Below are 12,465 nucleotides of genomic sequence, written 5' to 3' on the forward strand. Positions count from 1 at the left end.
GGGGCTAAAAGCCGTTATCAGAAAGCGGAGGTATCCTGGAACAGACCCACTTTCAGGTCGTTCGCGGTATAGATCAGGCGACCATCTACCAGCACTTCACCGTCCGCCAGGCCCATAATCAGGCGGCGGTTAACGATGCGTTTGAAATGGATACGGTAGGTGACTTTCTTCGCGGTAGGCAGAACCTGACCGGTGAATTTCACTTCGCCTACGCCCAGCGCACGGCCTTTGCCTTCACCGCCAAGCCAGCCCAGATAGAAGCCAACCAGCTGCCACATGGCATCGAGGCCCAGGCAGCCAGGCATTACCGGATCGCCAATAAAGTGGCAACCGAAGAACCACAGGTCCGGGTTGATATCGAGTTCTGCTTCTACGTAACCCTTATCAAAGTTGCCGCCGGTTTCGGTCATTTTCACGACACGGTCCATCATCAGCATATTTGGGGCTGGTAACTGCGGGCCTTTCGCGCCAAACAGTTCACCGCGACCAGAGGCAAGAAGGTCTTCTTTAGTATAGGATTCGCGTTTATCTACCATGTTCTCAGTAAGCCTTATTTTAGTGAAGGACGCAGGATAGCTAACACGTGTACGCTGAACAAGTCCGATCAGTTCGCACTAAACCAACTTAACCAGCGTAACGGCCACGGATAACGATGACGAGCATCCTGCTGTGTCGCCTGAGCTATACGTTCCTGAATGGTCTGCATCAGGGTTGTCTGGCCTTCGCCGTCCCAGACCAGGTTTGTCAGTAAGGGTAGTGCATCCTCAACCCCTTCGATGGCCCAGACGGTGAATTGTTCCTGCTCTACCGCATCCAGAATCGCCTGGCTCAGGCTCAAATGGCGAGCGTTAGGTGCCGGAATAATCACGCCCTGTTTGCCGTTTAAACCGCGCTGCTGGCAGATTGCGAAGAAGCCTTCGATTTTCTCATTCAGTCCGCCCACCGGTTGGGCACGGCCAAACTGATCCACGGACCCGGTAATCGCAATATTCTGGTTAATCGGCACGTCTGCAAGCGCGCTGATCACGGCACACAGCTCCGCCATTGAGGCGCTGTCGCCGTCGACTTCACTGTAGGACTGCTCAAAGGTCAACGAGGCAGAGAAGGGGATCTGCTGCTCGAGCTGAAGTTCAGACATCAGGAACGCCTGCATGATCATCATGCCTTTGGCATGAATGTTTCCGCCCAGTTCGGCCTTGCGTTCGATATCGGTAAATTCGCCGTCACCAATGTGTACGACACAGCTGATACGGGAAGGCTCACCAAAGGCGCGCGGGTGTCCGGGGAACTCGATGACGGACAAGGCGTTGATTTGCCCGATACGTTCGCCTTCGGTCTCCACCAGAATCTGTTCCAGCAGAATTTCATCCTGCATACGGTCAGCAAGATAACCTTCACGCCATTCACGCTGGGCCAGCATCTGGCTAAGCTGCTCACCGGTAAACGGACCGTTACCGCTGATAACCCCCACTTCACGCAGCTGTTTACCGATCCAGAGCGGGCAGAGCGGCAGGGTTTCCTGATCGCCAGTGTAGCGTACGGCCTCGCGGATTAAGCCCGGCCACGCATCCTCGGCAGGCGAGGGCAGTGCGAAACGTTCCGCCACGGCCATAACCCACTGACACCACTGCGCCATGTCATCGGCATCGGCGATCTGAATATTGTCTTCAAATTCGCTATAGACAGCCTGCTCCGCGAGTTCTGGCTCCATTTCCTGGAAATCAGCCAGAGATTCACGGTCGCCCGTCAGCACGACGGTCAGCGACAGCGGCATAGACGGAATGGATACAGGCAGCGGACGCGAATCGTCGTAGCCTACCCAGTCAAAACGTTGCTGCGTCACCACCGTTTTCAGGCGCATCCACAGCAGAGGCTGAGCAAGCAGGGTGCGAAGGGAAATGAGCAACACGCCGCCATTCGCGCGGTGTACCAGCCCCGGTTGCAGTGACACATCGCCATTGAACTGACGAAGGCAGCCGAACAGCTGTTCTGCTTCCACCCAGTTGGCGGTGATCACCTCGCCTTTTGCAGCGAACTGTCCGTCTGCCTGCGTGGCAGGTTCGTACGTCACGTCACGTCCGGCAATATGATACTGGCCACCAAAAACGGCATTCGTTTTTGGCTGCAACTGGCGCATGGCATCACCGAGAAGCGTCAGATACTCGGCTTCTTCCGGGGCTTTGAGCAGCATGAAAGGAGATGTAGCCCATGGGGATGACATCTGCTCCAGCGCGTAATGCAAACGCGGTTGTGTATCGCTAAGTATGAATTCGTGTTCTTTTGTGAGGTCTGGCTGTGCAAACAGCTCCTGATAGCTCTCGGTATCCGGAACCAGGTCACGCCATGCAAGTTTCGTAATGGTCAAAGTTGATGTTTTTTAGTCAGAAGTAAAACCGTGGAGTATACCGTAAGCGGCGCACTCTGCCCAATCAGGATTCGGGTTTTCGTCATGCGGATCGCCTGCGGAGTTTCACAGGATATGATTTCTTTTCAGCAGATTGCCAAAAAACTGATATTCTGAACAGAGTTACACGGTAACACTGAGATCGCAATGAAATATCAACAACTGGAAAACCTCGAAAGCGGCTGGAAATGGAAGTACCTGGTCAAAAAGCACCGTGAAGGGGAGCTGATCACCTGCTACATCGAAGCCAGCGCGGCGCAAGAAGCTGTGGATATGTTGCTGACCCTCGAAAACGAACCGGTACTGGTCAACGGCTGGATTGAGAAACACATTAATCCGGCCCTGTTAAACCGGATGAAGCAAACTATCCGTGCTCGTCGTAAACGGCATTTCAATGCCGAGCATCAGCACACCCGTAAGAAATCCATCGACCTGGAGTTTATGGTCTGGCAGCGTCTGGCCGGGCTTGCGCAACGGCGCGGGAAAACCCTGTCGGAAACGGTGGTGCAGCTGATTGAAGATGCCGAGCACAAAGAGAAGTATGCCAGCCAGATGTCGACGCTGAAGAACGATCTACAGGCACTGTTAGGTAAAAAATAAGCGTTTTGCTTTTCTTCAGATAATAAAAAACCCCGCATGGCGGGGTTTTTTTATAAGACGATAACTTATGCCGCAGGCTGAGTTACAACGTCTTTGATACCTTTAACTTCGATCTCTACGCGACGATCTGGTGCCAGGCAGTCGATCAGTGCAGCGCGTGGTTTCACGTTGTCACAGGTAGAACCGGTAACTGGGTTAGATTCGCCCATACCACGTGGGGAGATCTTGTTAGCTGGGATACCTTTAGATACCAGGTAATCAACTACAGACTGAGCACGTTTCTCAGACAGACCCTGGTTGTAAGCGTCAGAACCGATACGGTCGGTGAAGCCCAGAACCACTACAGAACCGTCTTTAGGATCCAGGTTGCTCAGCTGGGTGTACAGCTGATCCAGTGCCTGCTGACCTTCTGGTTTCAGGGTAGCTTTGTTGAAGTTGAACAGAACGTCAGACTTCAGAGTGAAGTGCTTGGTCTGTACTTCTGGCGCTGGAGCCGGAGCTGGAGCTACGACTGGCGCATCTTCCTGCTGACCGAAACGGTAAGAAACACCAACGCTCAGCATGCCGTTGTCTGGACGAACGCCAACGGTAGCACCGTCACCAATGTTGTTAACCCACTGGTATTCCAGACGGGTAGCGATGTCACGGGTCATTGCCCACTCAACGCCACCAGCGAATACTGGGGAAACACCCGTGTCGTGGTCGTCACCAGCGATGCTGTTGCTGGAGTCTGCACGCCATACCATGCCGCCCAGACGGGTGTACACGTCCAGATCGTCAGTTACTGGGTAACCCAGTTTAGCGGTCAGCTGTACGCCTTGAGCTTTGAAAGCGCCATTTACGTTGTCGCCTTTGTAAGGCATACGACCTAACCAGTCGTAACCCATTTCAAAGCCAACATACGGGTTAACCTGATAGCCACCGAACGCACCTGCACCCAGCTGGCTCTCGTGAGTAGGGCCATCGTTGTTCAGGCTGCTGTTGTACCAACCGGTGTCATGGAACTGAGACCAGCCCAGTTTACCACCTGCATACCAGGTATTATCTTTCGGAGCGGCCTGCGCTACGGTAGCGAAGCCAGCCAGTGCCACTGCAATCGCGATAGCTGTCTTTTTCATTTTTTGCGCCTCGTTATCATCCAAAATTTGCCATGAATATCTCCATCGGAGGAATCACGGTTAAATCCTTCACCGGGGGGCGTGGTCAAATATAAACCTACCGATATCTTCGGCTTAGGCCGAGCACCCCTGGCGATGTAAAGTCTACAACGTAGCTGAAAACTTACAAGTGTGAAGTCCGTCAGGCATATGAAAAAAAAAGTTCCGTATACCTAATATTTAACAATTTTTGAACGAATTTTGTGCAGTAAAATTAACGAGAACCGCGTCAGACAAGCCTTGCCGCAGTTTTGGCGCGTTGAACTTTTTTTGCATACTGCGGTCGAAAAAAATTCCAGGAAAACTCTTAAAATGACTCAATGGTACACATTTGAGTGAATTTTTAGCCCGGGATGTTGTCCTCTGCGATAGGAATCTCCACGAACTGGCCGCATGATGAAACCCATCGCGTTACCTTCTTCAGCCGCTTCAGTCAGACGCAAATGTTCCTCTTGCGACAGATCCTCAGGCAACCACCCAATCACGACGCTATAGTTCCCGGTACGTAATGCCCGGACCATCGACTCGACCGTATCGCAAGGGGAGAGTTGATTAATCTGCATCACCTTCGCTAACGGCAGCCCAGCCGACTGAACCCATTCGCGACTTAATTTTTGCTGTGGCGTCAGCCAGAGCTGCCAGCGAGACTGTTGCCCGAGCTGCTGCAAAAGCGGCAGGAGTAAGAGTTGTGTCAACAGCGGCTGGTCTTCACGGTAAACCACTTCACTGATAAGCCCTGTCGATTCACGCCCGATAGTATTCTGCGCAGCATTGCCTGCGGCAGAAGTAGAAGGTGTTAAGTGATTTGCATAGCCTGAAGTGTACATAATCATTCCAGCCCTGTAGTTACTGTATAGATATACAGTAACCCCTGTATGCATAAAGATCAACCTCATTTTCGGAAAGCGACTCGCAAATTTCATCCATTCCTGGTGAACATGAAAAAATCATCTTGCCCAACGGCAATAAGTTGCCTATTTTCCTGCTAACGGATCCGTTAGTAAGAAATATCGTGGTTACTGTATGATTTTTAATGGAATTATCATGAAAAAGATATCTTATGAGCGGATTTATCAATCTCAAGAATACCTCTCTCCGCTGGGCGAAATTCATCATCGCGCCCTGTTTGGCGGTTATACCCTGGCCGTGGATGAAGCGGTGTTCGCGATGGTGTCTGACGGCGAGCTGTACCTTCGCGCCTGTGAGCAAAGTGCAAAATACTGTGTAAAAAACGCTTCCTCTTTTCTGACCCTGATGAAACGAGGACGCCCAGTGCTGCTTAATTACTACCGTGTGGACGAAGGTCTGTGGCAAAACAGGGAAAAACTGCTTCAGCTCTCCTCGTTTGCGCTCGATGCCGCCAGGAAAGAGCGCTACCAGCGCCATCAGCGTAACCGGCTTAAAGATCTGCCGAACCTGACCTTTCAGATTGAGGTCCTGCTTATGGAGGCGGGCATTACCAATGAAGAGACGCTACGACAGTTGGGGGCGAAGACGAGCTGGCTGAAAATGCGCTCTAAGAATAAAGCGCTGAGTATCCGGGTATTGTTCGCGCTTGAAGGCGCGATTGAAGGGTTACATGAAGCGGCACTCCCGGCGGATATTCGCCGGGAGCTTACGGAGTGGTTTAATGCGCTGCCTGAGTCGCAGGGCCATCATTCCGCCAGGTAGCGATCTGCTGTCGCAGCCGACAAATTTCCGGCAGCAAAGCGATAAGCAGGCCAATTTGCTGAAGGACCAGTGGAGCTTTGTTGTCGGTGCCTGGATCAAGGTGTGCGATACGTTGCACCAGTTCATCCAGTGCCTGGTGAACCCGTGGCTCATCCGCAGGTTGATGATGAAGCGCATCATCAACGTAGCAAACGGCGTCGTCCAGCAGCGCCAGGATGTCCGGATTCGTCAGTTTCTCTCGGTGGGCGCCAAGGGTAGAGATATAGCTGGTGAACGTGTGGTTCAGACACAGCAGGCGGAAGGCTGTCTCACGGATTTCTGCCGTAGCGCGCGGCTCAGTTGACATATTCGAGACAACGGAAGCCAGCTCTGCGTCAGTGTTATGCGCATCGCGACGGGCAATCCGATAGGCCAGACGGTTATCGCGACCCTGATGGTATTGCTCAAGAATAGCATCCAGGTAGCGGCAGTTGGCGTTCATTGCTCTGTCGGACACGCGCGGTAAATTTCGGAAACGCCAGTCAGGCCAGATAAAACTCACCGCCGCCCAGGCGATGGCGCAGCCGATTAGCGTGTCAATCACACGGGGGAGGGCCACCTCAAAGCCTTCACCCAGCAGATTGAAGCAGAGCAGCACCAGCAGCGTGATGAACATCGTGGCGTGGGCATACTGCACATTGCGGAAAGCGAAGAACAGTACACCGGTAATCACAATCAGGATCAGTTGCCCTTCTACGGATGGCACAAAGTAGAGCACCGGCAGCCCGATGGCGACCCCGACTAATGTCCCGACAATACGCAGCGCGAGCCGATGGCGGGTAGCGTTATAGTTCGGCTGGCAGACAAACAGGCTGGTCAACAGGATCCAGTAGCCGTGGTGCAATCCTGTTATCTGGATAAACGCGTAGCCGACGCACAGTACCAGCGACATCCTTACCGCATGGCGAAAGAGGGCGGATTCCGGCGTAAAATGACGGCTCAGGCGCAGCCACATATCGCTGAAACCGTTGAGACTGTCGTCGGCAAGCTGGTTGTCAGCGTCATTGCCCGGCATCGCCATCGCCTGTTCAGACTCAATGGTGGCGAGCTGAGCATCAATGGCTCTCAGGTTGTTGAGCAGGAATCCCAGGGCTTTGAACTGTTCCGGTGATGTCCCACTGGCCTGAACGCGATCGAGCGCTGCATCCAGGTGGCTGAATGCGCGTTCAAAGCGCGGATCGTGCTGATAGGGCGTGCGCAGCAGTATTGAGCGCGCAAGTTGCTGGCAGGCCTGAGACTGCATCGACAGCAGGCGCTGGAAACGGAACATCACGTCGCTATAGCGGAATTTCTCGCGCAGGTCAGCGTACTGCACATGCGAGGAGCTGGCGCGCTCGTGAATATCCTGGGCGACAAAATAGTAGTGCAGTGTGCGCCGTGTACCGCGCTGACCGCGATCGCCGCGCAGACGGGTGAGCAGAGACGCTTTGGTCTGATTCAGCGTGGCGACCAGCTGGCCATTTGCCAGCGCCAGATCGTACAGGGGCGCCTGACTGTCCTCTTCAATATCCGGATCAAACAGCCGGGATTTCAGCTCCAGATAGTGGGCCAGCTGTTCGTAACTGCGGGCAATGTTGTCCTGTAAGGCACGAACCGGAAAAATAAGATGCCCGGTTAAGGTCAGCAGGTTATACCAGATAGCGCCCAACAGCAGCAGGACCGGTTGCTGATACCACTGCTCGTAAAGAGAGACGCCCAGCATGGTGTAAATGGCAATCAGCAGGGCGCCAAACGCGATAGTGGCGTAGCGTTGCCCGAGGCCGCCGAGCAAAATGAAGCCGCTGGTGGACACCGTCAGCCCTAAGGCAAACAGCCAGGGCCACGGGAAAAGCAGCTCAACGGAGGCGGAAGCAATAAAGAAGCAGACCAGCGTGATGACCAGATTACGCAAACGACCGGCCAGGCGGTCGTCGAGATCCGCCAGCGCACCGGCCACCACCCCAAGCGTGAGGGGGATGGTGAGCTTCACATCATTCAGCCACCACGGCAGAGCGACGGTGCCGCAGAGGGCGATAAAAATCCTGACGTTATACAGCCAGTTACTGTTCCATGTATAGCGACGAAGCAGGGGGCTTAGCATGAGAGCGGCCAGTCCTTATTACTGAAAACGACGACGGGCATTGGCTTCACGCGCGGCTTGCGCGACTTCGACCGGGACAACTCGGCGTCCTACCGGCCACAGGGCGATGGTGGCAATTTTGAAATTAGCGATGCCAACCGGAATGCCAATAATCGTAATGCACTGGGCGATGCCGGCGAAAATATGCATCAGACACAGCCACCAGCCAAAGAAGATCAGCCATAAAATATTCAGCAGCGTGCCGCCGGTATTCATCAGGGCATTTTTTCTTTCCGGCTCCAGCTCATCCACGTGCACGGCTTCATTTCCATAAGGAACGAGGGACAGTTTGGTGATTTCCCAGCAGGAGCGCGTCAGCGGAAGGGTGAAGATGAGCACAATGCTCACCAGGGTGGCAAAAAGCCAGGAAAGGGTGGTGGCAAAACCGCCAAGGACAAAATTCAACACATTCAGAACGGTACGCATAAACCCTCATTTCCTTCGATATGATTAACGCCCGGTGATTGTAACGTTTTTTTGGGCTGGAGCACCTTAAAACTGGCAGTTAAACTGTCTGACAAATTATGACCTCGTGGATCCGGCAGGATATGGAACTGAAAGCAACTTCAATGGGCAAACGCCTGGCGCAGCACCCTTACGACAAGGTTGTCCTTCTCAATGCGGGAGTGAAAGTCTCCGGGGAACGCCACGAATATCTTATTCCGTTTAATCAGCTACTGGCCATTCATTGTAAACGAGGGCTGGTATGGGGGGAGCTGGAGTTCGTCTTGCCGGCAGACAAAGTGGTGCGACTCCACGGGACCGAGTGGGCGGAAACCCAACGCTTCCACTACCATCTGAACACGCGCTGGCAACAGTGGAGCCAGGAGATGAGCGTGATAGCCGCACAGGTGCTGCAACAGGTGCTGGACGATATCGCGCTAAGCAATACGCAGCAGAAGTGGCTGACGCGCCAGCAAACCGCCGGGCTTCAGCAAAAAATTGCCCAGGCGCTGACGGCATTGCCTTTACCGGTGGCGCGGCTTGAGGAATTTGATAACTGCCGCGACGCGTGGCGGAAGTGTCAGGCCTGGCTGAACGATATCGAGAAAAGACGTCTGGCGCATAACCAGGCCTGGACTGAGGCGATGCTTACGCAATATGCCGATTTTTTCAGTACGGTGGAATCATCGCCTCTCAATCCTGCCCAGGCGCGCGCCGTGGTGAATGGCGAGCAGTCTCTTTTAGTGCTGGCAGGCGCCGGGAGCGGCAAAACGTCGGTGCTGGTGGCACGCGCGGGCTGGCTTCTGACAACGGGCGAGGCGGTTGCCGACCAGATTTTGCTGCTGGCCTTTGGTCGCAAGGCGGCGCAGGAGATGGATGAGCGCATTCAGGCGCGTTTGCATACCGAGGATATCTCGGCGCGCACGTTCCACTCCCTCGCTTTACACATCATTCAACAGGGCAGCAAAAAAGTCCCTGTTGTCAGCAAGCTGGAGAACGACGCTCAGGCTCGCCAGACGCTGTTTATCAAGGCATGGCGTCAGCAGTGCAGTGAAAAAAAGGCGCAGGCGAAAGGCTGGCGTCAGTGGCTTGAAGAGGAACTCAACTGGGAGGTGCCGGAGGGCAGCTTCTGGCAGGATGAAAAGCTGGCGCGCCGGCTGGGCTCTCGTCTCGACCGGTGGGTAAGCCTGATGCGCATGCACGGCGGCTCTCAGACGGAGATGATAGAAAGCGCACCGGAAGCGATCCGCGCCGTGTTTTCTAAGCGGGTTAAGCTGATGGCGCCGATGCTGAAAGCGTGGAAAACCGCGCTGAAAGACGAAAACGCGGTCGATTTTTCGGGGCTGATCCATCAGGCCATTATCATTCTGGAGAAAGGGCGCTTCGTCAGCCCGTGGAAACACATTCTGGTGGATGAGTTTCAGGACATCTCGCCGCAGCGCGCTGCGCTGCTTTCGGCGCTGCGGGAGCAGAATAAACACACGTCGCTGTTTGCCGTGGGCGATGACTGGCAGGCTATCTACCGTTTCAGCGGGGCGCAACTTTCTCTCACGACGGCCTTCCACCACTATTTTGGGGAAGGCGATCGCAGCGATCTGGACACCACCTACCGCTTCAACTCGCGGATTGGCGAAATAGCCAACCGTTTTATTCAGCAGAACCCGCATCAGCTGTCGAAACCGCTTAACAGCCTGAGGTCTGGGGATAAAAAGGCCGTCACGCTGCTGGCGGACGATCAGCTGGAACCGCTGCTGGATAAACTGAGCGGCTATGCGAAACCGGATGAACGAATTCTGGTGCTGGCGCGTTACCACCACCTCAAGCCGACGGCGCTGGAAAAAGCGGCGACGCGCTGGCCAAAACTACAGCTCGATTTCATGACCATTCATGCCAGTAAAGGGCAGCAGGCCGACTACGTGATTGTGGTGGGGCTAAAAGAGGGGAGCGACGGTTTCCCGGCGCCGGCGCGGGAATCCGTGATGGAAGAGGCGTTATTACCTGTTCCGGAAGATTTTCCGGATGCAGAGGAGCGGCGTTTACTGTACGTGGCGATAACCCGCGCGCGCCATCGCGTGTGGCTCTTGTTCAACAAAGAGGAGCCGTCGGTGTTTGTCGATATTTTGAAGAGTATTGACGTGCCGGTGACGAGAAAGCCGTAACGCGCCGGGCAAATTCTGTAGGCCCGGTAAGCGCAGCGCCACCGGGCAAAAAACTACTTCAGTCTCTCCGCAAGATAACGCTGATAATCCGGGATCAAAATCTCCACCGGATCGTTAAACTGCGGCGATTCAATGATGAAATCTGCCGTTGAAAGATTGGTGGCTACCGGAATGTTCCACACCGTAGCCAGACGCAGCAGCGCTTTAACGTCCGGATCATGCGGAACCGCGTTCAGCGGATCCCAGAAGAAAATCAGAACGTCAATTTTACCTTCTGAAATCTGAGCGCCTACCTGCTGGTCACCCCCCATCGGGCCGCTCAGCATGGCATTCACTTCCAGACCAGTTTCGCGGTGGATCAGGTTGCCGGTTGTTCCCGTAGCAGAAAGGGCATGATGCTGTAAAAGAGGCTGATGGCGACGAACCCAGTTAAGCAGCATTTGTTTACAGTGATCGTGCGCAACCAGAGCAATGTGCTTGCGCGCCGGAAGTGTGCGTGTTGTCAGTTCCATAATCTTATCCGTGAGGTTACCTCGCTACACGATGACGGGAACTGACTGATGCTGCAAGAGAAAGGACAAAAAAATGTGGCTTACGACGAAGGTTGCTGTTTCGCCCATTGCAGAAAACGGGCGCGCGTGTCCGGATCGGCATTCTGGAACCAGAACTTGAGACGTTGCTCAGTAAGGGTCTGCGACTGAGGGGGGAGTATATCCAGCTCCGATACACCCGAAAGCAGGGCACTGTCATCCGCCATCATGGTGGCGAACTGGGGCAGCGAGGCGCGCCTGCTGGCCCTGTTGTAGGTCTCGGTGTCCGCTTCATAGTCAGTTCCCTTTGGCCTTTTTGTCAGCGCCAGAATATCCAGCTTTACCGGGATGGGCATGGAATCCCCGTCCACCAGTTCAATGCGCGGCGAGGCATCAAATGCCAGTGACTCCTTTTCTGTCTCAAGGCGCGGGAGACGAAAATTGACCTGGCTGATACGCTGGGTATTAAAGCTGACCACCAGCGGAGGCGAAATGTACACCTGCTGTTCGTTGTCGGCGAAGCGAATGGTCTTTTCCACCCGAAAAACCAGCTGATGCGGGCCGTTATCCAGCTCGATGCTGTCTGCGCCCCGTAGCAGGGAGCTGGAGACTTTTTTCCCGTCCAGCACCAGCAGGTCAATGTCGGTTGTGAGTCTGAGAGTAGTTGCGAAAACACAAACCGGCATGATTAACGCAACCACAGCCCAGGCAATGCCGGTTTTCATAGCAGACTCCTGTAGACAAAATACCCGGTAAGAATGTATCAAAATTTTTCGATAAACACGTTTACTAACATATAGACATATTCTGCCGTTTTGCCCTCATACTTCTGTATGGGATGCGTGGTTGAGATGTTCGCTTTGACGTACACTTTGAAAAAAACCAGGAGGAACAGCATGAAAGAGAACGACATTGTCGAGATTCTGACGACCACGCGCACTATCGCGCTGGTCGGCGCGAGCGATAAACCGGATCGCCCAAGCTATCGGGTCATGAAATACCTTCTGGACCAGGGATATCACGTGATCCCGGTCTCGCCGAAGGTGGCGGGGAAAACGCTGCTGGGTCAGCAGGGTTATGCGACGCTCGCGGACGTGCCGGAAAAGGTGGATATGGTGGACGTTTTTCGTAATTCAGAAGCGGCCTGGGGCGTGGCGCAGGAAGCGATCGCCATTGGCGCGAAAACGCTGTGGATGCAACTGGGCGTGATTAATGAGCAGGCGGCCGTGCTGGCACGCGATGCCGGGCTGAAAGTGGTGATGGATCGCTGTCCGGCAATCGATATTCCCCGTCTGGGGCTGGCAAAATAAAAAAAGCCCGTTTGACGGGCTTTTTTACACCT

At 54.2% G+C, this 12,465-nt stretch carries 12 protein-coding genes; 4 read left to right on the forward strand and 8 right to left on the reverse strand.

Annotated features, from left to right (window positions below; translation table 11 throughout):
- Positions 1–17: 17 nt before the first annotated feature.
- On the reverse strand, positions 18–536 hold the full coding sequence (gene fabA, locus O1724_RS08415) for a bifunctional 3-hydroxydecanoyl-ACP dehydratase/trans-2-decenoyl-ACP isomerase (RefSeq protein ID WP_000227926.1): 519 nt from the start codon (positions 534–536) through the stop codon (positions 18–20).
- A gap of 68 nt (positions 537–604) precedes the next feature.
- Complete coding sequence (locus O1724_RS08420; protein WP_032608967.1) at positions 605–2,365, reverse strand: AAA family ATPase; 1,761 nt, start codon at positions 2,363–2,365, stop codon at positions 605–607.
- A 186-nt stretch (positions 2,366–2,551) separates the two neighbouring features.
- On the opposite strand from O1724_RS08420, the gene matP reads away from it, so the two are divergent.
- Positions 2,552–3,004, forward strand: coding sequence for a macrodomain Ter protein MatP (matP, locus tag O1724_RS08425; protein ID WP_003858158.1), 453 nt, complete (start codon positions 2,552–2,554; stop codon positions 3,002–3,004).
- 65 nt (positions 3,005–3,069) lie between these two features.
- On the opposite strand, the gene ompA is transcribed toward matP, so the two are convergent.
- Both ompA and sulA read right to left on the reverse strand, forming a co-directional pair.
- Complete coding sequence (ompA, locus tag O1724_RS08430) at positions 3,070–4,122, reverse strand: porin OmpA (protein WP_017694761.1); 1,053 nt, start codon at positions 4,120–4,122, stop codon at positions 3,070–3,072.
- 356 nt (positions 4,123–4,478) lie between these two features.
- Positions 4,479–4,988 (reverse strand): SOS-induced cell division inhibitor SulA, encoded by a 510-nt coding sequence (gene sulA / locus O1724_RS08435; protein WP_126296706.1) that lies wholly within the window; start codon positions 4,986–4,988, stop codon positions 4,479–4,481.
- A 217-nt stretch (positions 4,989–5,205) separates the two neighbouring features.
- Here sulA and O1724_RS08440 point away from each other — a divergent pair, with 217 nt between their 5' ends.
- Positions 5,206–5,832: a TfoX/Sxy family DNA transformation protein gene (locus O1724_RS08440; RefSeq protein ID WP_023315767.1), complete on the forward strand. Its 627-nt coding sequence runs from the start codon at positions 5,206–5,208 to the stop codon at positions 5,830–5,832.
- Here the strand turns inward: O1724_RS08440 and yccS are convergent.
- Together yccS and O1724_RS08450 are read right to left on the reverse strand one after the other, a co-directional pair.
- A complete protein-coding gene (yccS, locus tag O1724_RS08445; RefSeq protein WP_003858151.1) occupies positions 5,789–7,951 on the reverse strand; it encodes a YccS family putative transporter in 2,163 nt (720 codons plus the stop codon). The genes O1724_RS08440 and yccS overlap by 44 nt on opposite strands.
- 18 nt (positions 7,952–7,969) lie before the next feature.
- Positions 7,970–8,416, reverse strand: coding sequence for a YccF domain-containing protein (locus O1724_RS08450; RefSeq protein WP_003858149.1), 447 nt, complete (start codon positions 8,414–8,416; stop codon positions 7,970–7,972).
- A gap of 122 nt (positions 8,417–8,538) precedes the next feature.
- Between O1724_RS08450 and helD the strand changes: the two genes are divergently transcribed.
- A complete protein-coding gene (gene helD, locus O1724_RS08455) occupies positions 8,539–10,593 on the forward strand; it encodes a DNA helicase IV (RefSeq protein ID WP_126296705.1) in 2,055 nt (684 codons plus the stop codon).
- Between the two features lie 53 nt (positions 10,594–10,646).
- On the opposite strand, the gene mgsA is transcribed toward helD, so the two are convergent.
- Together mgsA and csgI are read right to left on the reverse strand one after the other, a co-directional pair.
- Complete coding sequence (gene mgsA / locus O1724_RS08460; protein WP_003858146.1) at positions 10,647–11,105, reverse strand: methylglyoxal synthase; 459 nt, start codon at positions 11,103–11,105, stop codon at positions 10,647–10,649.
- A gap of 80 nt (positions 11,106–11,185) precedes the next feature.
- Positions 11,186–11,848, reverse strand: a complete 663-nt coding sequence (gene csgI, locus O1724_RS08465; RefSeq protein ID WP_126296704.1) for a curli synthesis inhibitor — start codon at positions 11,846–11,848, stop codon at positions 11,186–11,188.
- Positions 11,849–12,019: 171 nt separating this feature from the next.
- On the opposite strand from csgI, the gene O1724_RS08470 reads away from it, so the two are divergent.
- On the forward strand, positions 12,020–12,433 hold the full coding sequence (locus O1724_RS08470) for a CoA-binding protein (protein ID WP_003858138.1): 414 nt from the start codon (positions 12,020–12,022) through the stop codon (positions 12,431–12,433).
- Positions 12,434–12,465 lie beyond the last annotated feature (32 nt).

The sequence above is a fragment of the Enterobacter cloacae complex sp. HYC074_NIDB genome (assembly GCF_056673345.1).